A 23,183-nucleotide genomic window follows, 5' to 3' on the forward strand; every position below is an offset into this window, starting at 1 on the left:
GACCAGGGCTTACTTAAGCGCTGGTTTTTATTTTGCCCTCGGGGAGGGATTAACGTTGTTCCATCCCGACCGGGAGACCTTCCTGGCCATGGCCAGGGAAGCCCCCTACGTACCTGTCTGGACGGAAATCCTGGCCGATACGGAAACCCCCATCTCCCTTTACTTAAAATTTAGCGGCACCCGCGATAGTTTCTTGCTGGAGAGTGTCGAGGGTGGAGAAAACCTGGGCCGCTACTCCCTCATCGGCTTTGATCCATTGCTGACCTTTACTGTCAGGGATGGCAGGGCCTATTTAACCTCGGCCGGTGTTACCAGGATGCTGGAGGAAAAACCCCTGGCGGCCTTGTATAGTTTAACAGGCCGCCTGGCGCTGCCCCCTGGCGACGGCCCTCGTTTTCAGGGTGGCCTGGTGGGCTATCTTGGTTATGATCTGGTGCATGAACTGGAGGCTTTACCGGGGGGACCAGTCAATGATCTACAGTTGCCTGACACCCACTTAATCCTGAACCGCTGCTATCTGGTTTACGACCATGTTTTGCAGACAGTAAGGATTACCTGCTTGGGACGAGGCGGTAAGGATGCCAGCGATGGTTACGCCGAGGCGGTGGCCATGGTACGGCAGATTCTGGCGGAATTAGGGCGGCCTTTAGCGGAAAAAACTTTGACCGGCTGTCATGACTGGAGTCTACCGGCAGGCAGGCCGCCTATGCCGGCAGGGATTCCCTGGCAGGCCAGCGTCAGCCGGGAAGATTTTATCAAGATGGTTACGAAAGCCAAAGAGTATATTGCCGCCGGGGATATCTTCCAGGTGGTACTCTCCCAGCGGTTGAGCCTTCCCTTCAGGGGCGATCCCCTGGCCGTATACCGCCGCCTGCGGGCTTTGAATCCTTCTCCCTATATGTTTTACCTGAATTTCCCGGAGGTACAACTAGTGGGCGCTTCGCCGGAAATGCTGGTCCGGGTGGAAAAGGGGGTCATCGATTACCGGCCCATTGCCGGCACCAGGCCCCGGGGCCATACCGCCGCTGAGGACCGGGCCCTGGCCGCGGAACTCCTGGCCAGTGAAAAGGAGCGCGCCGAACACCTGATGCTCCTGGACCTGGGCCGTAACGACGTCGGCCGGGTGGCTGCGCCGGGCAGCCTTCAGGTACCCCGGCAAATGGTGGTGGAATATTACTCCCATGTCATGCATCTGGTTTCCCATATTACCGCCCGGTTGGACGCCGGCAGGGAGGCCCTGGATGCCATGAAGGCCTGTTTCCCGGCTGGCACAGTAACGGGAGCCCCCAAGGTACGGGCCATGGAGATTATCGCTGAACTGGAACCAACTGCCCGGGGGCCCTATGCCGGGGCTGTCGGCTACCTGGGCCTCCACGGCAACCTAGATACCTGTATAACTATCCGCACCATCGCCTTTACCCGTGACCGGGCCTTTATCCAGGCCGGAGCAGGCATTGTCGCCGACTCTGATCCCGAGGCCGAGTATGAAGAGACCCTGAATAAAGCCCGGGCCCTACTGCAAGTATTAAGGGACCAGGAGGTGGTGTTCCGTGCTGTTAATGATTGATAACTACGATTCCTTTACTTACAACCTGGTACAGTACTTCCGGGAACTGGGACAGGAGGTGACGGTGCGGCGGAATGATGCCATAACCCTGGAGGAGATTGCCGGCCTGCAGCCTGCTTACCTGGTCCTGTCCCCTGGTCCCTGCACCCCTGACGAAGCCGGTATCTCCCTGGCGGCCATAACCGCCTTCAGCGGCAAAATCCCCATCCTGGGGGTTTGCCTGGGCCACCAGAGCATTGCCCAGGCCTTCGGTGGGCGGGTAGTCCGGGCCGGGAGGCTGATGCACGGCAAGACCTCCAATATTACCCACGACGGTAAAACTATTTACCAAGACATCCCCAATCCCTTTACTGCCACTCGCTACCATTCTTTAATCGTTGACGAGGCCACCTTGCCTCCCTGCCTGGAGGTGACCGCCCGGAGCGAAGCCGGAGAGCTCATGGGCCTGCGCCACCGCCAGTTACCCATTGAAGGCGTCCAGTTTCACCCCGAGTCCATCCTGACGACAGCAGGAAAACAACTCCTGCAAAACTTCCTGGTAAGCTATGCCCATTAACCCTACCAAAATAAGAGAGGAGATGAGCCGAGTGTTAAAGGGTCAGATTAGTAAAGTAGTAGCCGGCCAGCACTTGAGCGAAGCCGAAGCCGGGGAAGCCATGGACATCATCATGACCGGCCAGGCCACCCCGGCCCAAATAGCCGCCTTTATTACCGCCCTGCGCCTTAAAGGAGAAACAGTAGATGAGATCACTGGTTTTGCCCGCAGCATGCGCCGCCACGCCACCAGTATCACCACCAGCCACCAGGTATTCGTCGACACCTGCGGCACCGGCGGTGATGGCCGCCAGACCTTCAACATCTCCACTACTGCCGCCTTCGTCGTCGCCGGCGCCGGGGTGGCCGTGGCCAAACACGGTAATCGTTCCGTTTCCAGTCGCTGCGGCAGCGCAGACATGCTCGAGGCCTTGGGCATCAAGGTCGACCTGCCTGCGGCCACAGTTGCTCGTTGCCTGGACGAAGTAGGTATGGCCTTCCTCTTTGCCCCCGTCTTCCACGGGGCCATGAAATACGCTGCCGGACCGCGGCGGGAGATCGGCATCCGCACGGCCTTCAATCTCCTGGGACCCCTGACCAACCCGGCCGGCGCCCCCTACCAGCTGGTAGGGGTTTACGACCCGGCTTTAACGGAGACTGTCGCTGCCGTCTTGGGACGCCTGGGCAGCCGCCAGGCTTACGTGGTCCACGGTAGTGACGGCCTGGACGAGATAACCACCACCGGTCCCAGCAAAATCACCTGCCTGGATAACGGCAGCATTAGAACTTATACCTTTGAACCTGCAGACGCCGGCTTGCCCCGGGCCACCCTGGCGGACCTGGTTGGGGGAACGGCAGCCGATAACGCCGCTATTGCCCGTGCCGTTCTTAACGGTGCCCGGGGTCCGGCCCGGGATGTCGTCCTGATTAACGCCGCCTTCGCCCTCCTGGCCGCCGGGGCCGCCGCTAACCTGGAACAGGCCCTTACCCTGGCGACAGGGAGTATTGATTCTGGGGCCGCGGCAGCTAAACTCCGGGCTATGATAGCCTGGGTGGAAAGATGGGCTGCTTGATGCTGGAGATACTGAAACACAAACGCCGGGAAGTAGCGGCCGCCAGGGAAGCCCGGCCCCTGGCGGCCTTGGAGCAGGCGGCGGCCGCCCTCCCTTCCACCAGGGACTTTGCCGCCGCCCTGGAACACCAGAGCAAAGGGTTAAAGGTTATTGCCGAATTAAAGCAAGCATCACCATCCCGGGGTCTGATCCAGAAGGATTTTAATCTGGAGGGGCAGGCCAAAAGTTATACGGCCGCCGGGGCCGCCGCTATCTCCGTCCTGACTGATGAACGGTTTTTCCGGGGCCGACCGGAATACCTGACCCGGGTACGCCGGGTAACCACCCTGCCCCTACTGCGCAAGGACTTTATTATCGAGCCTTACCAAATCTACGAGGCCCGGATCCTGGGAGCCGACGCCATCTTGCTCATTGTCGCCGCCCTGGAACAAGCGGAGTTGGAGGAATACCTGGCCCTGGCCGGGTACTTAGGGTTGGCGGCCCTGGTAGAGGTTCATACTGCCCCTGAGCTGGAAAGAGCCCTGCAGGCCGGAGCCAGGATTGTCGGCATCAATAACCGGGATCTTAAAACCTTTAGGGTTGACCTGCAAACGACTGCCCGCCTGCGGCCCCGGATCCCTCCAGGGATAATCGTTGTCAGTGAGAGCGGCATTAAAAACCGGGCCGATGCTGCCATGGTAGCCAGCGCCGGCGTGGATGCCATCCTGGTGGGTGAGGCCCTGATGACCGCCGGAGATGTGGCGGCCAAGATGGCCGAATTAAGCATGGCTGGAGGAGACAAAAAATGGTAAGGGTCAAAATCTGCGGTATCCGGGACTGGGAGGAAGCCAGGATGGTCCTGGACGCCGGCGTCGATACCCTGGGTTTCGTCTTCGCCAGGAGCCCCAGACAAATCAAACCGGAAGCCGCCCGGGAGATAATTACCCGGCTGCCGCCCTTCACCACCACCGTAGGCGTCTTCGTCAACGAGCCCCGCTATAGCCTCATGGAGATAGCCTTCTTTTGCCGCCTGGACGTTCTGCAGCTCCACGGTGACGAGCCGCCGGAGTACTGCCACGGCCTCTCCCAGCGGCTCATCAAGGCCGTCCGGGTACAGAATGCCGCTTCTTTAAAGGGCCTGGAGGCTTACCAGGAGGTTCAGGGGGTTCTCCTGGACGCCTACGTTCCCGGCCAGGCCGGTGGTACCGGGACCACTTTTAACTGGGAACTCGCCCAGACGGTACCAACAGCCGGAAAACCCATTATCCTGGCCGGGGGACTGACACCTGAGAACGTCGCCGCAGCCATCCGCCTGGTACGGCCCTACGCCGTCGACGTCTCCAGCGGCGTGGAAACCGGCGGTCGCAAAGACCCGGCGCGGATTACCGCCTTTCTGGCGGCGGTAGAGACAGCAGAGGAGGACTGATTTATGGCGCTGCCAGATAGCCAGGGCCATTTTGGCCCCTACGGGGGGCAGTATGTACCCGAGATCCTGATGCCTGCTCTGGGAGAAATTGAACATGCTTACCGGAAAGCCAGCCAGGATGCCAGCTTCCAGCAGGAACTCCAGTATTACCTCGAACAATACGCCGGCCGGCCGACGCCCTTGTATTACGCAGCCAACCTCACCCGGCACCTGGGCGGCGCTAGGATTTACCTCAAACGGGAAGATCTCAATCATACCGGCTCCCATAAACTCAATAACGCCCTGGGCCAGGCTTTACTCGCCCGCCGCCTGGGTAAGAAACGCCTTATCGCCGAGACGGGGGCCGGCCAGCACGGGGTGGCCACAGCTACGGCGGCAGCCCTCCTGGGTATGGAGTGTATTATCTATATGGGCGCCGAAGACACCCGTCGCCAGGCCCTGAACGTCTTTCGCATGGAACTCCTGGGGGCCAGGGTGATACCGGTAACCACCGGCAGCGCCACCTTGAAGGACGCCGTCAACGAGGCCCTGCGAGACTGGGTCACCAACGTCGAGACCACTTATTATCTCCTAGGTTCAGCAGTCGGCCCCCACCCCTTTCCCATGATAGTGCGGGACTTTCAATCCGTCATCGGCCGGGAGGTCGGGGAACAGATCCTGGCTGCCGTCGGTCGTTTGCCTGATCACCTGGTAGCCTGTGTGGGCGGCGGCAGCAACTCCATCGGCCTCTTTTACCCCTTTATCCCGGAAACAGGAATTAAGATGTGGGGCGCCGAAGCCGCCGGGCTGGGGATTGAGAGCGGCCAGCATGCTGCCTCCTTAACTGCCGGCCGCCCAGGGGTCTTCCAGGGGGCCTGCAGTTACCTTATCCAGGATGCCAATGGCCAGGTCCGGCCGGTTTACTCGCTCTCAGCGGGCCTGGATTACCCCGGCGTCGGGCCGGAGCATAGCTACCTCAAGGATAGCGGCCGGGTCACCTACAAAGCCGTAACTGATGCCGCTGCCCTGGAGGCCTTTCAACTCCTGAGCCGCACCGAAGGCATTATTCCGGCCCTGGAGAGTGCCCATGCCGTGGCCCTGGCCATGGAACTGGCTCCCCGGTTGGCTCCAGAAGAGATAATAATCATTAACCTTTCCGGCCGGGGGGATAAAGACGTCCAGCAAGTGGCCGCCATCCTCAAGGAAGGGAGTACTAACCATGGGCATTGAAAGAATAACTGCTACCTTTGCCGCCCGCCGGCAGGAGGGACGTAAAACCCTGATCGTTTACCTCTGCGCCGGGGACCCTTCCCTGGAGGTTACTGGGAAAGCGGTCCGGGAACTGGCTGTTGCCGGGGTTGATCTCATTGAACTGGGAGTTCCTTTTTCTGACCCGGTAGCCGATGGCCCGGTCATCCAGGCCGCCGGTAACCGCGCTCTGGCCGCCGGGGTAACCCTGGCCGGGATCCTCGACCTGGCAAAGGAACTGCGCACCAGCTTAGAGCTTCCCCTGGTCCTCATGAGTTACTATAACCCCCTCCTCCAGTACGGCCTGGAGCGGGTAGGCACCGACCTGGCTGCTGCCGGGGTTGATGGTTTGATTGTTCCTGATTTACCCCTGGAAGAGAGCGCTCCCTTAAGGCAGGCCGTGGAACCGGAAGCTCTGGCCCTGATCCCCCTGGTAGCCCCGACGACTCCACGGGAACGCCTGTTAAAAATTGCTGCTAACGCCCGGGGCTTTATCTACTGTGTCTCCGTAACGGGGGTTACAGGGGCCAGGGAGGGCCTGCCCCCGGGAATTAAAGAATACCTGGCGGCGGTGCGGGCGGTTACAGAACAGCCCTTAGGCATCGGCTTCGGTATCGGCAGCCCGGAGCAGGCCCGCCTGCTGGCTCCCCTGGTAGACGGTATTATCGTCGGTAGTGCCCTAGTCAAGGCCCTGCATGAGCAGGGGTTACCCGGCGCCCTGAAGCTGGTGCAAGGCCTCCGGGAGGCTATATAGCTCTAATTCTTTGGCCAGCCTTGCTTGTTTAGGCTGTACCCAGGTTTTGTCGTTTACCGGCGGCGATTATCCCCACCAGTTTGCCCCTTGCCAGGAGGGGGCAGCTGTGCTATATTCTATAGTGTAGGTAATGGTAGTATAGTGGGATAACATGCAGGGTTAGCGCCAAGGTAGGATGGTTAGGACGGCAGGAGAGTTTCTTTTGAACAAAAAACGTCACTCCTGGCGGGGGTGACGTTTTGTTTTCAGGGGGGTAAACCATGATTATCGTTATGCAACCCGGAGCCACTGAAGCAGAACAGCAGGGAGTCATCACCCGCCTGGAACGGGAGGGATTCAAAGTGCACCTGTCCCAGGGTATAGAGAGGACGATTCTCGGGGCTATCGGTGACAAAACGCGCTTAAAGTGTGAAACCGTGGCTGCCCTGGCCGGGGTGGAAAAGGTAGTCCCCATTTTGCAGCCTTACAAACTAGCCAGCCGGGATTTTCACCCGGAGGATACGCGGGTAGAGGTTGGTGGTCTTGTTGTCGGTGGCCGGGAGGTGCAGATAATCGCCGGGCCCTGCGCCGTTGAGAGTCGTGCCCAGCTCCTGGAGACTGCCGCTGCCGTCCGAGAGGCAGGGGCGACTATGTTGCGCGGTGGGGCTTACAAACCCCGTAGTTCACCCTACTCCTTTCAGGGACTGGCAACGAAGGGTCTGGAATTCCTGGCCGAGGCCCGGGAACGCACGGGCCTCCCTGTAGTCACCGAAGTAATGGATCAGAATCTGGTCGCCGAAGTGGCCGGTGTGGCCGATGTCCTCCAGATTGGTTCCCGCAATATGCAGAACTTCGCCCTCCTACAAGCCGCTGGGCAGACCGGTAAACCGATTCTCTTAAAGCGCGGCCTCTCAGCCACCATCGAGGAATGGCTCCTGGCGGCAGAGTACATTCTTAACGAAGGTAATAGCCGGGTAATTTTATGCGAACGGGGTATTCGCACCTTTGAAACCTATACCCGTAATACCCTGGACCTCAGCGCCGTACCGGCGGTAAAGCACCTCTCCCACCTGCCGGTCATCGTCGATCCCAGCCACGGGACCGGGCGCCGCTTTATGGTGGCCCCCATGGCCCGGGCCGCCCTGGCTGCCGGGGCCGACGGCCTCATGATCGAGGTCCATCCCAATCCCCAGGAGGCCCTTTCTGATGGATCCCAGTCCTTGAACCCGGAAGAATTCGCCGCTCTGGTAAGGGAAATCCGACCCATCATGGCCGCCGGCGGCCGGCTAGGGGAGGGATGGGCCTCATGAAGGGCATAGCCTACCTGGGCCCCCAGGGTACTTACTCCCACGAAGCCGCAACCATCTGGGGCCGGTTGACAGGCCAGGATCTCTTCCTGGCCTGTCCTGATTTACCTGAGGTCCTGGCTGCCGTCCGCGACAGTCGGGCTGTAGCGGCTGTTTTACCCGTAGAAAACTCCATCGAAGGGGCCGTCAACCTCACCCTGGACCTGATCCTGGAGACTCCAGAACTCCAGGTCACCGGTGAGGTCGTACTGCCTATCCACCACTGTTTAATTAGCCGGGCCGGTAACCTGGCAGCCATTAAGGAGGTCTGGTCCCACCCCCAGGCCCTGGCCCAATGTCGTCATTACCTGGCCCAAAATCTCCCCGGAGTTGCTATCAAACCGACAACCAGTACGGCCGCGGCTGCCAGCCAGGCGCAACAACGGCCCGACCTGGCAGCCATTGCCTCTACCTTCGCCGCCGGGTTGTACCAGGTGCCCCTGGTAGCTACAGAGATTGAGGACTATCCGGATAATAAAACCCGGTTCTGGATCCTGGGCCAGGGAACCCCGAAGCTACCCGGTCCTTATAAAACCTCCCTGGTGGTAGCAGCAGTGGCCAACCGGCCCGGCAGCCTCTATGCTATTTTAAAGGACTTTGCGGAGGCTGGGATCAACCTGACTAGGATTGAATCCCGGCCCACCAAACAAGAGCTCGGTGAATACTTGTTCTTTATCGATTGTGAAGGAAAAGCAACGGATTCGCCTTTAAAGGATGTCCTGGCAGGCCTGAAAAATAGAACGTCTTTATTATTGGTTCTGGGCTCTTATACCTGTAATGGGGGTGCAGATTATGAACGGTAACCACCCCATTATTGCTTCAGTTTTCACCGGCAAGCCGGTAAAGGACGAAGACCATCACTCCCAGGAAACACCAGCGCCAAATCCCCGTACTGCTACCAAGGTGCCGCTCTCTATTTCCCGGGTGGCCATCCTAGGGTTAGGGCTGATTGGCGGTTCCCTGGGGCTGGCCCTGGGCCGGTGCGGTGTTCAGGAAATAGCAGGTTATGATCGGCATCCGGAAACCATGACAGCGGCCCTGGAAAGCGGGGCCATCACCAGGGTGGCGACTGACCCGGCGGCTGCAGTCCAGGGTGCAGGGGTGGTTATCCTGGCCGTACCTGTGGGGGTCCTGGGACGGCTGGCAGGGGATATCGCCCCCTTCCTGGACCCTGGTACCATTGTCACCGACACCGGCAGTGTCAAAGGGGCGGTAGTCCGGGAACTAGAAAAGATCTTCCGGGGCCGGGCCCGTTATATTGGCGGGCATCCCATGGCCGGTTCCGAGCGCGCCGGTATCAGTGCTGCCGATGGTTACCTGCTGGAGAATGCTGTCTATATCCTGACACCAACTCCAAGCACTGACAGGGAAGCCCAACAAGACCTGACGAACCTGCTCCAGGCCCTGGGTTCCCGGGTTATTACCCTGGACCCTGACGAGCATGACCTCATTGTGGCAGGTATCAGCCATCTACCCCACCTTCTGGCCGTCAGCCTGGTGGGGGCTTCCGGGGAGCTAGCCCGGGAGCACCCCCTGACTTTGATGCTGGCCGCCGGTGGGTTCCGGGATACTACCCGCATCGCCGGAGGTGACCCGGTCATCTGGCGGGATATTTTTTTGCACAACCAGCAGGCCATCCTGGCCCTGCTGAATTCCTGGCGCGACCGGATTGACGCCCTGGCCGGGATGATCCGCCGGGGCGACGCTCAGGGCCTGGAAACCGCCCTCAGCCAGGCCCGGGCCTTGCGCTCCCAGGTTCCGGCCCGCCAGAAGGGCCTCCTGCCGGCCCTCTATGAACTGGTGGTTACCGTCCCCGACCGGCCCGGGGTTATCGCCGCCCTGGCCACTTCCCTGGGGAATGCCGGCATTAATATTATTGATATCGAGATCCTGCGGGTCCGGGAAGGGGAGGGAGGCAGCATCCGCCTGGGCTTTACCACAGCGGCGGCTGCCACCAGGGCTTTGGAGATCTTAAAGGATTCTGGGATTAACGTGCGAATGCTTTAAAGTCCTTGACAGCAGGGGTTATTCCTGGTAGTTTGAATTAAGTAGGCTGGGGAAGGGCTGACAACCATTTTTATATAGAATTTAGGAGATAGCATGGATCTTATAATCCAACCGCCGCATACCCTGGAGGGAGTCATCAAACCGCCGGGGGATAAATCCATCTCCCACCGGGCGGCCATCATCGGCGCCCTGGCCAATGGTACGACCACCATTAATGGCTTCCTGTCTGGGGCTGACTGCCTCTGCACCCTGGCCTGCCTGCGGGCCCTGGGGGCGGACATTACCGGTCCGGATGAAGGTAGGGTAACAGTACGGGGCCGGGGGTTAAATTCCCTCTGCGAACCGGAAACGATCCTCGATGCCGGCAACTCCGGCACTACCATGCGCCTGCTCCTGGGTGTGCTGGCCGGGCAGCCCTTTTACAGCGTGCTGAGCGGCGACCCTTCCTTACGCCAGCGGCCTATGGGGCGGGTAACCAGGCCTTTACAGGCCATGGGGGCGAAGATTTGGGGCCGGCGCGACGGCCAGCTGGCCCCTTTAAGCGTCCGGGGTGGCAACCTGCAGCCCCTGGAGTACACCCTTCCCGTAGCCAGCGCCCAGGTGAAGTCGGCTCTCCTCCTGGCCGGTCTCTTTACCCCCGGTGAGACGGTCATTACCGAGCCTTATCCCTCCCGGGATCACAGCGAGCGCCTGCTCCGGGCCGCCGCGGCCGACCTCCAGGTGGAGGGTAACCGGATCAGGATCAGAGGCCGGCAGCCCCTTCAGCCCCTGACCATCAATATACCAGGGGATATCTCGGCAGCGGCCTTCTTCCTGGTCGCCGGTTGCCTGCACCCCCGGGCGGAAATTACCCTGGAGGGTGTCAATTTAAACCCCAGCCGTACAGGAATAATCGATGCCTTGACGGCTATGGGAGCGCAGCTGGAGATAACCCCGGCGGAGGAAACAGGTGGCGAACCTGCCGGGAGCATTCGCGTCTCCTCCAGCTGCCTGCGGGGCCTGGAGATTGGTGGACCCCTAATACCACGGTTGATAGATGAGATACCGGTCCTGGCGGTGGCTGCCGTCCTGGCCGAAGGAGAAACCACCATCAGGGATGCCGCCGAATTAAAGGTCAAGGAAAGCGATCGCATTACCCTGGTAGCCACAGAATTGGCCCGGATGGGGGCAGATATTGCCCCCTGGTCTGATGGCTTCCTGATTAAGGGCCGGAGTCATCTCCACGGGGCCGTGGTGGACAGCCACGGCGATCACCGCCTGGCTATGGCTCTGGCTGTAGCCGGCCTGGTGGCTACCGGCACAACGGTTATCAGGGGAGCCGAATGTATGGCTGTATCCTATCCTGGTTTTACGGCCGACTTGGCCCGGTTGGGGGTTATATGGCGGGAAGGGGAGGCTTAAAAACCCGGCCTAGGCACGGTTATGCACGGTTATGCACGGTTATGATAGAAGAAATGGGAGAAAAGGATGACCTGGTTTGAGAGGTAATATTGCCATCGACGGTCCCGCCGGTGCCGGTAAGAGTACCGTGGCCCGGCTCCTGGCGGCCCGGCTTGGCTATCTCTATATCGATACCGGCGCCATGTACCGGGCCCTGACCTGGAAGGCCCTGCGCCAAGGAATCAAGCTTCATGACAATGAGCGCCTGGTAAAGCTGGCGCAGGAGACTGCTATTCGCCTGGAGGACCGGGGCGCCAGGGGTATAGCCGTTTACTGCGACGGCGAGGAAGTTACGGCGGCCATCAGGCAAACTAATGTCTCCCGTCACGTATCCCTGGTCGCCAGTGTACCTGAGGTGCGTCAACGGCTAGTAAAACTGCAGCGGGAAATGGCTACCTCCAACCGGGTAGTCATGGATGGTCGCGATATCGGCACCTGGGTCCTGCCCGGGGCCCCCTATAAATTTTTCTTGACAGCCAGCCTGGAAGAACGGGCCCGGCGGCGTCACCGGGAACTTCTGGACGCCGGCCAACCAGTCGAGCTGAAAAAAATTAAAGAAGAGATCCGTCGACGGGATGCCCTGGACAGCGGGCGGGAAGTAGCTCCTTTAAAGCCTGCCCCAGATGCGATTATTATCAATACCGATCAGATGACCGCTACCGAGGTAGTAGCCCGTTTGCTGACCCTGATTGACCCCTAATCGGTAATCATTTTATTTGGATGCCTCTTCATTGCGGAGGAGCCCCTCATGGGGGCTAACGCCCCCGCCATGAAGATATGAAAATATGGGTTGAGTAGAGGGCTGGCGGGTACAGGCGGAAGGCGACTTGGCTCGAGGCGTAAAGCAAACTCAGCGAAGCCGCAGTGAGGCGGCGGTGAACGGGATGGGGATCGTAACGTAAATTAAGGAACGAAGAGTTCCGCTCCCCGCTGCGTTTATTCAAAGAGATACAGCCGAGCCGCCCCCGCCGCCGAAAAAGGCTGAGCGCCAAGTTTGCTCGCCGAGAACCACGGAGCCTGGAGACCTGTACCGCCAGCCCCCTAGCCAAAGGCTTACTACAAGAATTTATTTTCGCAAGAACCCTATTTTCGGAGGAACCCAAGGTGTTTTACTACTTCGCCAAGTTCATCTGCTATCTTTTTCTCCGCTTTATCTGCCGCTGGGAAGTCCGGGGCCGGGAGAATATACCGGAGGTAGGCCCGGTGGTCCTCGTCGCCAACCATACCTCCTACCTGGATCCGGTGGCCGTCGGCGTCGCCTGCCCGCGCCTGGTGCGCTTTATGGCCAAGGAAGAACTTTTCCGCCTTCCCATTTTTAAATACATCATCAAGGGCCTGCAGGCCTTTCCGGTACGCCGTGAGGAAGCAGACCGGGCCGCCCTGAAAACCGCCCTGCAAGTCCTTCGCCAGGACCAGGTCCTGGGCATCTTTGCCGAGGGTACCCGGAGCCCGGACGGGCAATTGCTCCCCTTTCAGGCCGGGGCAGCGGTACTGGCTCTAAAGACCGGGGCGTCGCTGGTACCGGTAGCCGTTAAAGATACCAATAGGATCTTTCGCGGCGGCCGCATCAGGGTGACCTTCGGTCGCCCCTTAAAAATGACAATTTCCGGCAAAAGCTATACACCTCAGCAGGTCCAGGACTTAACCTCAGCCGCCTACCAGGAAATAAAGAAAATGCTGGTCTAATAAGCGGCTTTTTTTAGCGGCAGGCAGGATTTTACGGCTTTTTCGCGAAATGTAATATTGTTTGCCGGGAATCAGCAAACTAGTTTTTAGCCTGAGTAGGAGAAGATGTCTTTATCTCATGCCAGAACCAGTAATGGAAGTGATTGTGGCCGATTATGCAGGGTTTTGTTTCGGCGTCACGCGCGCCGTAGAAAAGGCCCGGCGGGCTCCCAAACCGGTGGCCTCCCTGGGTATGCTGATCCATAACCCCCAGGTGGTGGCGCAACTCGCCAGGGAAGGCGTCCGCCCGGTGGCCTCCCTGGCAGAGGTCGATTGCGACCGGATCTTGATTCGTTCCCACGGGACAACCCCGGAAACGTTGGACCGGGCCCGGGCTAAGGGCCTGGAGATCATCGATGCCACCTGCCCTTACGTGCGGCGGGCCCAGCGGCTGGCTCAAAAGATGGTTGCGGCCGGTTACCAGGTCGTAATCGTTGGCGAAGCCGGTCACCCCGAAGTTCAGGGCATCTTGGGCTGGGCCGGACCGGGGGCCGTGGTAGTTCCTGATAAAAAAGCAGCGGCAGCTTTACCCTTTCACCCGCGGCGGGCGGTCCTGGCCCAAACTACCCAGCCGGAATCCCGTTTGATGGAAGTTGCTGCAGCCTTGCGTTCCAATACGGATACTCTGGTAGTACACAATACCGTTTGCCAGGCCACCCACCAGCGCCAGGAAGCGGCAATCAGGTTGGCGCGCCAGGTAGACGTAATGGTCGTCGTCGGTGGTAAGGAAAGCGCCAATACCCGTCACCTGGCAGAACTCTGCCGGGCGACGGGGACGCCAACTTACCATGTGGAAAGGGCCGGGGAGTTGTGTCGCCAGTGGTTCATAAATACCCGGAGGGTCGGGGTCACAGGTGGCGCTTCGACCCCAGCGTGGATTATTGAGGAGGTAGTTGTAATGTTGACTGGAGAGGAAAAAACGATGGTCCCGGAAGAAGAAAAGGTACCGGTAACCGCCCAGGAACCAGCGGCCGCTGGCGAGGCGTCAGCCCCAGCAGAGCCAGAAGGTAACGCGGTAGTTGTCGAGCCGGAAAACGGGACCGGAGAACCGGCGGCAGGTACGGAAAATGCTGCTGCCGATGAGGAACAGGAGGTACCAGAGGGAGCTGCGGAAGAAACCGGGACCCAGGAAGAGCAGCGTAATGAGATGCAGCAGATAACCGCCAGGATGCCGGAACTGCGCCGCGGCAGCATCGTTAGGGGTACGGTCATCCAGATAACGGATAATGAAGTTATGGTAGATGTGGGAGGTAAATCCGAGGGGATCATTCCCTTGAACGAACTATCCCATCGTAACGTGACCGACCCCCATGAAGTGGTAGCCGAGGGCGATATGATAGAGGTTATGGTTTTACGGCCGGAAAATGAAGAAGGCCATCCAGTATTGTCCAAGCGACGGGCCGACCGGCGGGTGGCTTGGGAAAAATTAGAAGAGAAACTGGCCAGTGGCGAAGAGATCACCGGCGAAGTTATCGAAGTCGTCAAGGGTGGTCTCCTGATTGACGTCGGTGTCAGGGGCTTCTTACCGGCCTCCCTGGTAGAAAAGGGTTATGTTGAAGACCTGAACGCCTACCTGGGCCAGACCCTGCGCCTGCGGGTAATTGAACTCGACCGCAGCAAGAATAAAGTCGTTCTCTCCCGGAAGGCCATCCTCGAAGAGGAATATGAAAAACAGCGCCAGGCCACCTGGGAAAGCCTGGAGGCTGGCCAGGTACGGAAGGGTATTGTCCGGCGCTTAACTAACTTTGGTGCTTTCGTTGATCTGGGCGGGGTTGACGGCCTGCTCCATGTATCGGAAATATCCTGGGGCCGGGTCGAGCATCCCCGGGATGCCCTGAGCGAAGGCCAGGAAATTGAAGTAAAGATCCTGGGCATCGACCGGGAGGGCGGTAAGGTATCCCTGGGCCGCAAGCAACTTCTGCCCAATCCCTGGGACACAGCAGCCGAACGCTATCCGGTAGGAACCGTTGTTGAAGGTAAAGTTCTCCGCCTGGCCCCCTTTGGTGCCTTTGTGGAGGTTGAACCGGGTATTGAAGGCCTGGTGCACATCTCCCAGCTGGCTGACCGCCACGTCGATAAACCCGAGGACGTCGTCAGCGTTGGCGAAACCATCCCGGTAAAGATCCTGGGGGTAGATCAGGAAGCCCAGCGGATGAGCCTGAGCCTGCGCCAGGCTGCCCGGGAAAAGGCCAGGAAACAACCCCGGCCGGCGGAAAAGCCTGCCGAACCTCAAAGTGATAGCGGCGTTAAACTTGGCGACCTCTTTGGGGAGCTTTTTGAGGAAAACCAATCCGCCGACCAGTAACGCTGCCAGTGAGGGTTTGACGTGAAAGATAAAGAGAACGAAGGCCGGGGCCGGCGCAAGCTGGAACACCTGCGCCTTTTCCAGGGAGATAACAGCGGCGGCAACGGCCTGGAGGATGTCCACCTTATCCATCAGGCCCTGCCAGAACTTGACTGGTCCGATATCGATCTTAGTTGCCGGTGGCTGGGGAAAACCCTGGCCGCCCCTTTTATTATTAACGCCCTTACTGGCGGCCCGCCAGAGACAACGGCCATCAACGCCGCCCTGGCCCGGGTGGCGCGGAAGACGGGTATTGCCCTGGCCGTAGGTTCCCAGAAGGGAGCAGTGGAGAATAAAGAGTGGCGGGCGAGTTTTACCGTCGTGCGCCAGGAAAATCCGGACGGGTTAATCCTGGCCAACATCGGCGCCGGCAACCCCCCGGCCATAGCGGCTAAGGCGGTAGATATGATTGCCGCCGACGGGTTACAGGTACATCTAAATGCAGCCCAGGAGCTGGTCATGCCTGAGGGTGACCGCTCCTTCCGGGGCTGGCTGGATAATATCCGGGACCTCGTCGCTACCCTGGAGGTCCCGGTTATCGCCAAAGAAGTCGGCTTTGGCCTCTCCCGGGAAGCGGCCCGGCAGCTGTACCATGCCGGTGTCCGGATTCTCGATGTCGGCGGCCGCGGGGGGACCGATTTTGCTGCCATTGAAAACAGGCGCCGGGAACGCCAGATTACCGCTCTAACGGGATGGGGATTACCCACGGCAATAAGCATCCTGGAGATTAAATACCTGGGCCCGCTGGTAGAGATCGTAGCTACCGGCGGTATCCGCCACGCCCTGGATGCTGCCGGTGCCCTGGCCCTAGGGGCCAGAATCGTCGGCGCCGCTGGTTATTTTCTTAAAATCCTCCTGGAACAGGGTGAAGATAATCTGACCCGCGAGATCTTTAACTGGCAGGAAGACTTAAAACGCATCTGCCTGCTAACTGGTTGTCGTACTCCAGCCGACCTGGCCATCAGCCCGGTAGTCATCACCGGCCAGACCAGAGCCTGGCTGGAGGGAATACAATACCATCGGGTATAGTTAAAAAAGGGCTGGCGGATCTGGTGGAAGGCGATCCGGCTCGAAGCGTCAGTAAATTTAGCACGAAGCCGCGGCGAGGCGGTGGTAGAGAAGACCCGGATGCTTAGCATTCGGGCTTTTTTTGATGGCAGTATATTTCTATCCTGGCGGGGAAATCTATTCCTGGAAGGAGGATTCCCATGACGGGATATACCATTGGCGTTTTGTTGCTGGTTATTATCTTTGGCCTGGTTTATTTCGGCCTGGCTCACCGGGTCCTGGATCGCCTGTATTTGAACGATCGTACCGCCCTGGTCTTGATTGCGGCCATGATCGCCGGCAGCTTTATCAACATCCCCTTGACCAGCGGCCGCGTCGTTACTTCCCTCAATGTCGGCGGTACCCTGATACCCCTTGGCCTGGCCGTTTATGTCCTCTACCGGGCCGGTACAGCCCGGGAGACAGGGCGGGCCCTGCTGGGGGCGGTTGTGACTGCTGCCGTTCTTTTCGGCATCACCTACATCACCCGCGGCCGCGAAGCCTGGAATGTCTACGCCCTAAACCTCCTTGATCCCCTTTATTATTACCCCATCGTCGCTGGCTTAGTAGCCTACCTGGTCGGCCGTTCCCGCCGGGCAGCCTTTGTGGGAGCAATCCTGGGCGTCCTGCTACTGGACCTTACTGACCTTATCTTTTACCTGCGCTTGGGCCTGCGGGGGACTGTGGCCTTCGGCGGCGCCGGGATTATTGACGCCACCTTTATGGCTGCCGTGGTAGCTGTTCTCCTGGCAGAATTAATCGGGGAAATTAGGGAAAGGGTGCAGGGCGGCCCGCAAATTGGTACCCACGACCGTTCCTTGCTGGCAGGCCTGAAAGGTCCGACCCTGAAACGAACCCCGGCGGATACAAACACTGAGTCAACTCAAGGCAGAGGGGGCGAGGGTAATGAATAAAATCAGCCGTTCCATCCGCGTCTGGGGTGGGTTGGGTCTGCTAGTCCTGGCCCTGGCCCTGCTGGCCATTGGCTATAATCGGAATCAGGAGCGGGTACCGGCTGCCCGGGTTTTCAGCCTGACCGAGCTTTTGCCAGTTAACCATACCAGCGGTCAATACTCCATCCTGGTTGATGAGCAGGGCCGGGTCCTGGATATGATGGCTCGCAAAGTCTATATCCATGATGAGTTTATCTCCGCTGACAACCATCGTTACCGGGTAATCCGTATTGAGGGCAACCGGGGCATCTGCCGGGAAATAGGTATCGAGCAGATCTCCCTCAATGGGGAGGAGAGCCCCACCCTGGCCGGCCAACCCAGCCCTATGGGTAGTGCGGCTCCGGCTCAGGCCGGCAGCCAGATAATTGGCGTTTACCACTCCCATGACGATGAATCCTACGTACCTTCCGACGGTACGCAAAGTATTCCCGGCAACGGTGGTATCCTCAAGGTCGGTAGCGCCTTCAGTGATCGCCTGCGTAGCCTGGGGTTGACGGTCATCCACGATACGACTTCCCATGCCCCCCATGACGACGGCGCTTACCGGCGTTCCCGCCGCACGGCATTGTCCTTACTGCAAAAAGGGGCGGCGGCCCTGTTCGATATCCACCGGGATGGTGTACCTGATCCCACCTTTTACCGCCGCACCATTAACGGCCAGGATGTCACCATGGTCCGGCTGGTCGTCGGCCGGGAAAACCAGAATATGGGCGCCAACCTGGATTATGCTAAAAGATTGAAGGCAGCAGCCGATGCCCGCTACCCCGGCTTAATCAAAGGGATATTCATCGGTGCTGGTAGCTATAACCAGGACCTCTCCCCCAGGGCTATGCTCCTGGAGGTTGGTACCCATACCAACACCCGTCAAGAAGCGGAGCGGGGGGCTGCCCTCTTCGCCGACGTCGTACCACCGGTTCTGGGTTTCGCTGCCACTCCGACAGCGGCCCGGACTCCCAGTACGGCTGCCGACTGGAAAGGTGTCTTCTTTGTCCTGCTGGCCTTTGTCGTCGGCGGCGGTATTTTCCTCTTGATTTCGGCCGGCAGCTGGGAAAAGGCCCTGGTCAGGTTAAAACAATTTACCTCCATAGAATGGGTCAACCTGCTGGGCTGGCGCCAGGCCTCTAAACCCCTGGTGAACAAAGACCTTAAGAGTAATATCAATATCAATATTAAAAAGGAAGAGATCACTAAAGAAATGAGTGAGGAAGGGGATGCAGTCCGGCCGCTAGCTAAACCTCATACGAAGATTGACACCAATGACGAACGGGCGGACTGGCAAAAGGACTGAGATGCAGGTTATCTACCATTGCTTTGGCGGTTCCCACTCCTCGGTAACGGCAGCAGCCATCCACCTGGGGCTGCTGCCCCGGGACCGTTTACCTGCGGCAGCGGAACTCATGTCCCTGCCGTATTTTGATGCCAGCAGCCGGGGAGAAGAAGGGGAACTAAAATATATGGGCCGCGACCCTTACGGTAATAACGTTTACGCAGTGGGTAAAAAGAACCTGGGTGACCGTTTTGAAGCCCTCCTTTACGACCTGGCTGCAGCCCTGGGACTACCCCGGGGGGAGTTGCTACTTCTCAACACTTCCCCCTTCGTCAACCGGTTAATGGTCCTGGGGGGCTTCACCTCCCGGCGCCTTGGAATGACCACTCCTGGGCGGCCCCTGGTCATCCTGGGCACCCGGATAGCCTATTTCCAGCTGGTCGCATTTGTCGACCGCCACCGCCTCCTCTGGCAGAGGTAATATTCCAACTTCCCACATCCATTTTCGGAGGATCCCTCGATGATAGTTATTTACGCCTGCTTTAGCGGCACCCATGCCGGCGTCGTCGCCGCCGCCCTGCACCTGGGTTGGCTTACTCCCACTCAACTGCCGGACTGGCAACAGTTAAAAAAACTCCCCCACTTTGATGCTCCGGAAGGGCGGGGAGGCCTGCGCTACCTGGGTCAAGATCGCACCGGCACAGCAGTATATACCGCCGCCGTGGGTAATGACGGGGCAGCCGCCCGGTTGGCGGTGGCGAGTTTCCTGGCCATTATGGGACGGGAACAAGGGGAGGTAGTGTGGCTAGATGTCTCCCGGCGTGTCTCCCTCTTGTGGCGGGCGGGCGGTTTCTGCCGGCGCTACCGCCATCTGGCAACCCCGAGCCGGTGGCTATTATGTTGGAGTCTCAGGCGCGACTACCGGACCCTGGCTGGTCTAGTAGAAGAGGTCCAGGGGTGCCTATCTGGGGGGCTAAAACAACCGGTCCCTGCAGCCGGGTTGAAGCCCCGGTTGCAGGTAAAAACTTGACGATCGGGGTAAAATATTGGATAATTAGGGCGAAACAATGGAACCAGCAGGGAGCTGAGTTTTTTGCCCGAGGCGCGGGCAGTGATAACTGCCGTCCAACCCGATAGTATTGCTGCTGAACTGGGGATCACCCCCGGCGATGAAATAGTGACTATTAACGGCGAGCCAGTGCCTGACCTTATTGCTTACCATTATCTCTGTGCTGATGAAAACCTGCAGGTAAAGATCAAGAAGGCTGATGGTGAAACCTGGCTCCTGGACCTTGAAAAGGATTATGGTGAGGATCTGGGGTTGGAGTTTGCCAACCCCACCTTTGACGGCCTGCGGCACTGCGCCAACAAATGCCTCTTTTGCTTCGTAGATCAAATGCCGGCCGGTCTCCGCCGGGGCCTTTATCTCAAAGATGATGACTATCGCTACTCCTTTTTACACGGTAACTTTATCACCCTGACCAATTTAAAACCCCAGGATTGGGATTACATCGAGCGCTGGCATCTCAGTCCCCTCTATGTATCCGTCCATACCACCAACCCGGAGTTACGGCAAAGGATTCTGGGTAACCCAGGCGCCGGACCCATTATGGACCAGCTGCAGCGCCTGGCTGCGGCCGGCATCCAGGTCCATACCCAGATTGTCCTTTGCCCGGGGCTTAACGACGGCCCGGAGCTAGCGCGGACGGTAGAGGACCTGGGTGGCCTCTTCCCGGCGGTGCAGTCCATTGCCGTGGTCCCGGTAGGCTTGACTTCCGGCCGGGAGAAGTTATTCCCCTTGCGGCGGGTGGGACCGGCGGCGGCCGGGGAAATAATTGCCCGGCTCGCGGCCTGGCAGGCGGATTTCCGCCAGCGCCACGGCCGGGGCCTGGTCTATGGGGCCGACGAACTCTACCTGCTGGCGGGGGTACCTGTACCCCCGGCCGGTTATTATGACGACTTTCCCCAGACGGAAAACGGTATTGGTATCACCCGCCTCTTCCTGGATGAATTCGCCGGAGCGTTAAAAGAAAACCGCCCGGTGCCGTCCCGGCCGCGCCGGGTGGTGGTCGCCACCGGTACCCTGGCTGCTCCCCTCCTGACCGGACTGGTTCAACGACTTACCCGAAAAAGCCCTGGCCTGGAGGCCAGGGTAGTCGCTATACCCAACCGTTTCTTCGGGCCGGAGGTAACGGTGGCCGGTCTCCTCACCGGCCGGGATCTCCAGACCGGCCTGGCGGAAGCTGCTGCCTGGGCCCGGGAAAAGGATGGTGAGATTATCCTGCCGGATGTCATGCTCAAGAGCGATACCCCGGTTTTCCTGGATGATCTGACGCCGGCAGATCTCGCCCGGCAGTTAGGGTTAGCCGTCCGGGTTGTTCCGACCACAGGAGAGGGGCTGGTACAGAGCTTTTTTCAGCCCTATGGGGATAACTAATAGGACAGAGTCCCGCCACCCCTGCCGCCGAGGAAGGCTGAGCGCATAGTTTGCTAGCCGAGAACCACGGAGCCTGGAGCCTGTACCGCCAGCCCTGCAGCGATAATGCAAATCACATCCATTTATGGTGGAAGTCTATTTGCGGAGGAAATTATGCCCAAACCTGTAGTCGCCATCGTCGGCCGGCCCAATGTCGGCAAATCGACCCTGTTTAACCGCATCACCGGCGGCCGGGTGGCCATTGTCGAAGATACCCCCGGGGTTACAAGGGACCGCCTGTACCGGGACGCGGAATGGTGCGGCCGCCAGTTTACCCTAGTCGACACCGGTGGTATTGCCGCCCGCCTGGACGACCCCCTGGTAGCCAGGGTCAGGAGCCAGGCGGAACAGGCCCTGAAAGAAGCCGACGTGATCATCTTCCTGGTAGACAGCCGCACTGGGATAACAGCCGACGATGAAGAGATAGCCGCCCTGTTACGCCGCTCCGACCGGCCGGTGCTTTTGGTGGCCAACAAGGTTGAAGACTTCAGCGACCCCGCCGTAACCCACGAATTTTACCGGCTGGGATTGGGGGACCCCTTGCCTATTTCAGCGGCCCACGGGATGAATATCGGCGATCTCCTGGATCAAGTAATCGAGCTCTTACCGGAAACCCCCGCCGGGGAAGAGGGAGAAGCCCTGAAGGTGGCCGTAGTCGGGCGACCCAATGTGGGTAAATCATCCCTGGTCAACCACCTCCTGGGAGAGGAACGGGTGATTGTCAGCGAGCTGCCAGGCACGACCAGGGACGCTATTGACACCTATATCCGCCGGGGAGACAAGGAATACATACTTATTGACACTGCTGGTATGCGCCGGAAGAGCCGGATTACGGTGTCTACAGAACGTTATAGCGTTTTACGGGCCCTGCGGGCCGTGGAACGAGCCGATGTGGTTCTGATCGTCCTGGATGGCACCGAGGGTGTTACCGAACAGGATAAAAAAATTGCCGGTTATGGTCATGAGCAGGGCAAGGCGTCTATAATAATAGTGAACAAGTGGGACCTGGTGCCCCGGGATGATAAAACCATGGCCCGCTACCGGGAGGCAGTACAGCAGGAACTCATCTTTATGTCCTATGCTCCAGTGTTATTTATCTCCGCCCTGACTGGCCAGCGGGTAAACCAGGTCCTGGCGACTATCGATACTGTAGGTGCGGCAGCCAGCCGGCGGATAGCCACCGGGACGTTAAACACCGTCGTCCGGGAGGCAGTACTCCTGACACCACCGCCCGCGGTTAAAGGCCAGGAGGTAAAGATCTATTACGCCACCCAGGTGAAGGTTAAACCGCCGACCTTTGTCTTCTTTACCAACCGCCCCGAAGGTGTCCATTTCTCTTACCAGCGTTACTTGGAAAACCAGTTGCGACAGGCCTTTGGCTTTACAGGTACACCGGTTCGTTTAATCTTCCGGCGTGGCAGGGAACGTTAAAGCGGAAAGGAAGGGGAAAGTATGTGGTTGCTCGCCTTGGTGCTGGCCTACCTGGTAGGGTCCATTCCCACTGCCTATGTCGTTGGGCGCTATATTTACGGCTTTGATATCCGGCGGCGGGGTAGCGGTAATGTCGGGGCTACTAATACCCTACGAACCATGGGCACGATCCCCGGGCTGGTGGTCCTGGGGGTGGACGCCTTTAAAGGAGTGGTGGCTGTATGGCTGGGCCAGGCCTTCGGCGGTCCTGGGCTGGCCATCCTGACGGCCATGCTGGCCATTGCCGGCCACAACTGGTCCATTTTCTTGGACTTTCAGGGAGGTCGCGGCGTAGCCACCACTGCCGGGGCCTTGTTGGCCATGGCTCCCCTGGCGGCCCTGGGGGCCCTCTTAATCTGGCTAGTGGTAGTAATCTTTTCCCGTTATATTTCCCTGGGGTCCATTGTCGCCGCGGCTATTGCTCCCTTCCTGGTCATATACTTTCACCGTCCCTGGCCGTATATCCTGTTCACCTTTGCCGGGGCAGCCCTGATAATATATCGTCACCGGCCCAATATTGAACGCCTGCTGGCCGGGACAGAACATAAACTGGGGGAGCGGAGCTAAGT

At 59.2% G+C, this 23,183-nt stretch carries 22 protein-coding genes; all 22 read left to right on the plus strand.

What is annotated here, in order from left to right:
- Positions 1 to 55: 55 nt before the first annotated feature.
- The 22 genes from trpE to plsY all read left to right on the plus strand — a co-directional run bounded on the left by trpE (position 56) and on the right by plsY (position 23,181).
- Complete coding sequence (gene trpE / locus SDD30_RS12600; protein WP_434075276.1) at positions 56 to 1,567, plus strand: anthranilate synthase component I; 1,512 nt, start codon at positions 56 to 58, stop codon at positions 1,565 to 1,567.
- The gene (gene pabA, locus SDD30_RS12605; RefSeq protein WP_434075277.1) at positions 1,551 to 2,123 is read left to right on the plus strand and encodes an aminodeoxychorismate/anthranilate synthase component II; all 573 of its coding nucleotides are present in this window, start codon (positions 1,551 to 1,553) and stop codon (positions 2,121 to 2,123) included. The genes trpE and pabA overlap by 17 nt, the downstream gene beginning before the upstream one ends.
- Before the next feature lie 31 nt (positions 2,124 to 2,154).
- The gene (trpD, locus tag SDD30_RS12610) at positions 2,155 to 3,174 is read left to right on the plus strand and encodes an anthranilate phosphoribosyltransferase (protein WP_434075278.1); all 1,020 of its coding nucleotides are present in this window, start codon (positions 2,155 to 2,157) and stop codon (positions 3,172 to 3,174) included.
- Positions 3,174 to 3,965 (plus strand): indole-3-glycerol phosphate synthase TrpC, encoded by a 792-nt coding sequence (trpC, locus tag SDD30_RS12615; protein WP_434075279.1) that lies wholly within the window; start codon positions 3,174 to 3,176, stop codon positions 3,963 to 3,965. The genes trpD and trpC overlap by 1 nt, the downstream gene beginning before the upstream one ends.
- Positions 3,959 to 4,579 (plus strand): phosphoribosylanthranilate isomerase, encoded by a 621-nt coding sequence (locus SDD30_RS12620; RefSeq protein WP_434075280.1) that lies wholly within the window; start codon positions 3,959 to 3,961, stop codon positions 4,577 to 4,579. The genes trpC and SDD30_RS12620 overlap by 7 nt, the downstream gene beginning before the upstream one ends.
- A gap of 3 nt (positions 4,580 to 4,582) precedes the next feature.
- Positions 4,583 to 5,788 carry a tryptophan synthase subunit beta gene (gene trpB, locus SDD30_RS12625; RefSeq protein WP_434075281.1) on the plus strand — a complete coding sequence of 402 codons (1,206 nt, stop codon included), beginning with the start codon at positions 4,583 to 4,585 and terminating at the stop codon, positions 5,786 to 5,788.
- Entirely contained in the window at positions 5,778 to 6,560 is a 783-nt protein-coding gene (gene trpA, locus SDD30_RS12630; RefSeq protein WP_434075282.1) for a tryptophan synthase subunit alpha, read from the plus strand. Before trpB ends, trpA begins: the two co-directional genes overlap by 11 nt.
- Before the next feature lie 260 nt (positions 6,561 to 6,820).
- Positions 6,821 to 7,849 carry a 3-deoxy-7-phosphoheptulonate synthase gene (gene aroF, locus SDD30_RS12635; protein ID WP_434075283.1) on the plus strand — a complete coding sequence of 343 codons (1,029 nt, stop codon included), beginning with the start codon at positions 6,821 to 6,823 and terminating at the stop codon, positions 7,847 to 7,849.
- Complete coding sequence (gene pheA / locus SDD30_RS12640; RefSeq protein ID WP_434075284.1) at positions 7,846 to 8,688, plus strand: prephenate dehydratase; 843 nt, start codon at positions 7,846 to 7,848, stop codon at positions 8,686 to 8,688. Before aroF ends, pheA begins: the two co-directional genes overlap by 4 nt.
- A complete protein-coding gene (locus SDD30_RS12645) occupies positions 8,678 to 9,892 on the plus strand; it encodes a prephenate dehydrogenase/arogenate dehydrogenase family protein (RefSeq protein WP_434075285.1) in 1,215 nt (404 codons plus the stop codon). Before pheA ends, SDD30_RS12645 begins: the two co-directional genes overlap by 11 nt.
- A 93-nt stretch (positions 9,893 to 9,985) precedes the next feature.
- Complete coding sequence (gene aroA, locus SDD30_RS12650; RefSeq protein ID WP_434075286.1) at positions 9,986 to 11,293, plus strand: 3-phosphoshikimate 1-carboxyvinyltransferase; 1,308 nt, start codon at positions 9,986 to 9,988, stop codon at positions 11,291 to 11,293.
- A 76-nt stretch (positions 11,294 to 11,369) separates the two neighbouring features.
- Positions 11,370 to 12,032 (plus strand): (d)CMP kinase, encoded by a 663-nt coding sequence (gene cmk, locus SDD30_RS12655; RefSeq protein ID WP_434075287.1) that lies wholly within the window; start codon positions 11,370 to 11,372, stop codon positions 12,030 to 12,032.
- A 404-nt stretch (positions 12,033 to 12,436) separates the two neighbouring features.
- Positions 12,437 to 13,018, plus strand: a complete 582-nt coding sequence (locus SDD30_RS12660; RefSeq protein ID WP_434075288.1) for a lysophospholipid acyltransferase family protein — start codon at positions 12,437 to 12,439, stop codon at positions 13,016 to 13,018.
- 118 nt (positions 13,019 to 13,136) lie between these two features.
- Positions 13,137 to 15,362, plus strand: coding sequence for a bifunctional 4-hydroxy-3-methylbut-2-enyl diphosphate reductase/30S ribosomal protein S1 (locus tag SDD30_RS12665; protein ID WP_434075289.1), 2,226 nt, complete (start codon positions 13,137 to 13,139; stop codon positions 15,360 to 15,362).
- 21 nt (positions 15,363 to 15,383) lie between these two features.
- Entirely contained in the window at positions 15,384 to 16,430 is a 1,047-nt protein-coding gene (fni, locus tag SDD30_RS12670; protein WP_434075290.1) for a type 2 isopentenyl-diphosphate Delta-isomerase, read from the plus strand.
- A gap of 179 nt (positions 16,431 to 16,609) precedes the next feature.
- Positions 16,610 to 17,362 carry a DUF1614 domain-containing protein gene (locus SDD30_RS12675; RefSeq protein ID WP_434075291.1) on the plus strand — a complete coding sequence of 251 codons (753 nt, stop codon included), beginning with the start codon at positions 16,610 to 16,612 and terminating at the stop codon, positions 17,360 to 17,362.
- On the plus strand, positions 17,355 to 18,689 hold the full coding sequence (gene spoIIP, locus SDD30_RS12680; RefSeq protein WP_434075292.1) for a stage II sporulation protein P: 1,335 nt from the start codon (positions 17,355 to 17,357) through the stop codon (positions 18,687 to 18,689). Before SDD30_RS12675 ends, spoIIP begins: the two co-directional genes overlap by 8 nt.
- Position 18,690: 1 nt before the next feature.
- The gene (locus SDD30_RS12685; protein WP_434075293.1) at positions 18,691 to 19,149 is read left to right on the plus strand and encodes a DUF3189 family protein; all 459 of its coding nucleotides are present in this window, start codon (positions 18,691 to 18,693) and stop codon (positions 19,147 to 19,149) included.
- A gap of 39 nt (positions 19,150 to 19,188) precedes the next feature.
- Complete coding sequence (locus SDD30_RS12690) at positions 19,189 to 19,698, plus strand: DUF3189 family protein (protein WP_434075294.1); 510 nt, start codon at positions 19,189 to 19,191, stop codon at positions 19,696 to 19,698.
- Between the two features lie 63 nt (positions 19,699 to 19,761).
- A complete protein-coding gene (locus tag SDD30_RS12695) occupies positions 19,762 to 21,105 on the plus strand; it encodes a DUF512 domain-containing protein (RefSeq protein ID WP_434075295.1) in 1,344 nt (447 codons plus the stop codon).
- Between the two features lie 153 nt (positions 21,106 to 21,258).
- Positions 21,259 to 22,575, plus strand: a complete 1,317-nt coding sequence (der, locus tag SDD30_RS12700) for a ribosome biogenesis GTPase Der (protein ID WP_434075296.1) — start codon at positions 21,259 to 21,261, stop codon at positions 22,573 to 22,575.
- Between the two features lie 21 nt (positions 22,576 to 22,596).
- Complete coding sequence (gene plsY / locus SDD30_RS12705; protein ID WP_434075297.1) at positions 22,597 to 23,181, plus strand: glycerol-3-phosphate 1-O-acyltransferase PlsY; 585 nt, start codon at positions 22,597 to 22,599, stop codon at positions 23,179 to 23,181.
- The last annotated feature ends 2 nt before the right edge of the window (positions 23,182 to 23,183 follow it).

Origin of the sequence: Moorella naiadis (nom. illeg.), assembly GCF_051020825.1 — a bacterium.
Lineage (GTDB): Bacteria > Bacillota > DSM-521 > Neomoorellales > Neomoorellaceae > Neomoorella > Neomoorella naiadis.

Excerpts from the sequence above, each read along its gene's own strand:
- SDD30_RS12690 (WP_434075294.1), top strand. The coding sequence starts at position 19,189 with ATGATAGTTATTTACGCCTGCTTTAGCGGCACCCATGCCGGCGTCGTC.
- SDD30_RS12665 (WP_434075289.1), top strand. The coding sequence starts at position 13,137 with ATGCCAGAACCAGTAATGGAAGTGATTGTGGCCGATTATGCAGGGTTT.
- der (WP_434075296.1), top strand. The coding sequence starts at position 21,259 with ATGCCCAAACCTGTAGTCGCCATCGTCGGCCGGCCCAATGTCGGCAAA.
- trpA (WP_434075282.1), top strand. The coding sequence starts at position 5,778 with ATGGGCATTGAAAGAATAACTGCTACCTTTGCCGCCCGCCGGCAGGAG.
- trpC (WP_434075279.1), top strand. The coding sequence starts at position 3,174 with ATGCTGGAGATACTGAAACACAAACGCCGGGAAGTAGCGGCCGCCAGG.
- SDD30_RS12645 (WP_434075285.1), top strand. The coding sequence starts at position 8,678 with ATGAACGGTAACCACCCCATTATTGCTTCAGTTTTCACCGGCAAGCCG.
- plsY (WP_434075297.1), top strand. The coding sequence starts at position 22,597 with ATGTGGTTGCTCGCCTTGGTGCTGGCCTACCTGGTAGGGTCCATTCCC.
- SDD30_RS12620 (WP_434075280.1), top strand. The coding sequence starts at position 3,959 with ATGGTAAGGGTCAAAATCTGCGGTATCCGGGACTGGGAGGAAGCCAGG.
- spoIIP (WP_434075292.1), top strand. The coding sequence starts at position 17,355 with ATGAATAAAATCAGCCGTTCCATCCGCGTCTGGGGTGGGTTGGGTCTG.
- aroA (WP_434075286.1), top strand. The coding sequence starts at position 9,986 with ATGGATCTTATAATCCAACCGCCGCATACCCTGGAGGGAGTCATCAAA.
- SDD30_RS12685 (WP_434075293.1), top strand. The coding sequence starts at position 18,691 with ATGCAGGTTATCTACCATTGCTTTGGCGGTTCCCACTCCTCGGTAACG.
- pheA (WP_434075284.1), top strand. The coding sequence starts at position 7,846 with ATGAAGGGCATAGCCTACCTGGGCCCCCAGGGTACTTACTCCCACGAA.
- aroF (WP_434075283.1), top strand. The coding sequence starts at position 6,821 with ATGATTATCGTTATGCAACCCGGAGCCACTGAAGCAGAACAGCAGGGA.
- trpB (WP_434075281.1), top strand. The coding sequence starts at position 4,583 with ATGGCGCTGCCAGATAGCCAGGGCCATTTTGGCCCCTACGGGGGGCAG.
- SDD30_RS12675 (WP_434075291.1), top strand. The coding sequence starts at position 16,610 with ATGACGGGATATACCATTGGCGTTTTGTTGCTGGTTATTATCTTTGGC.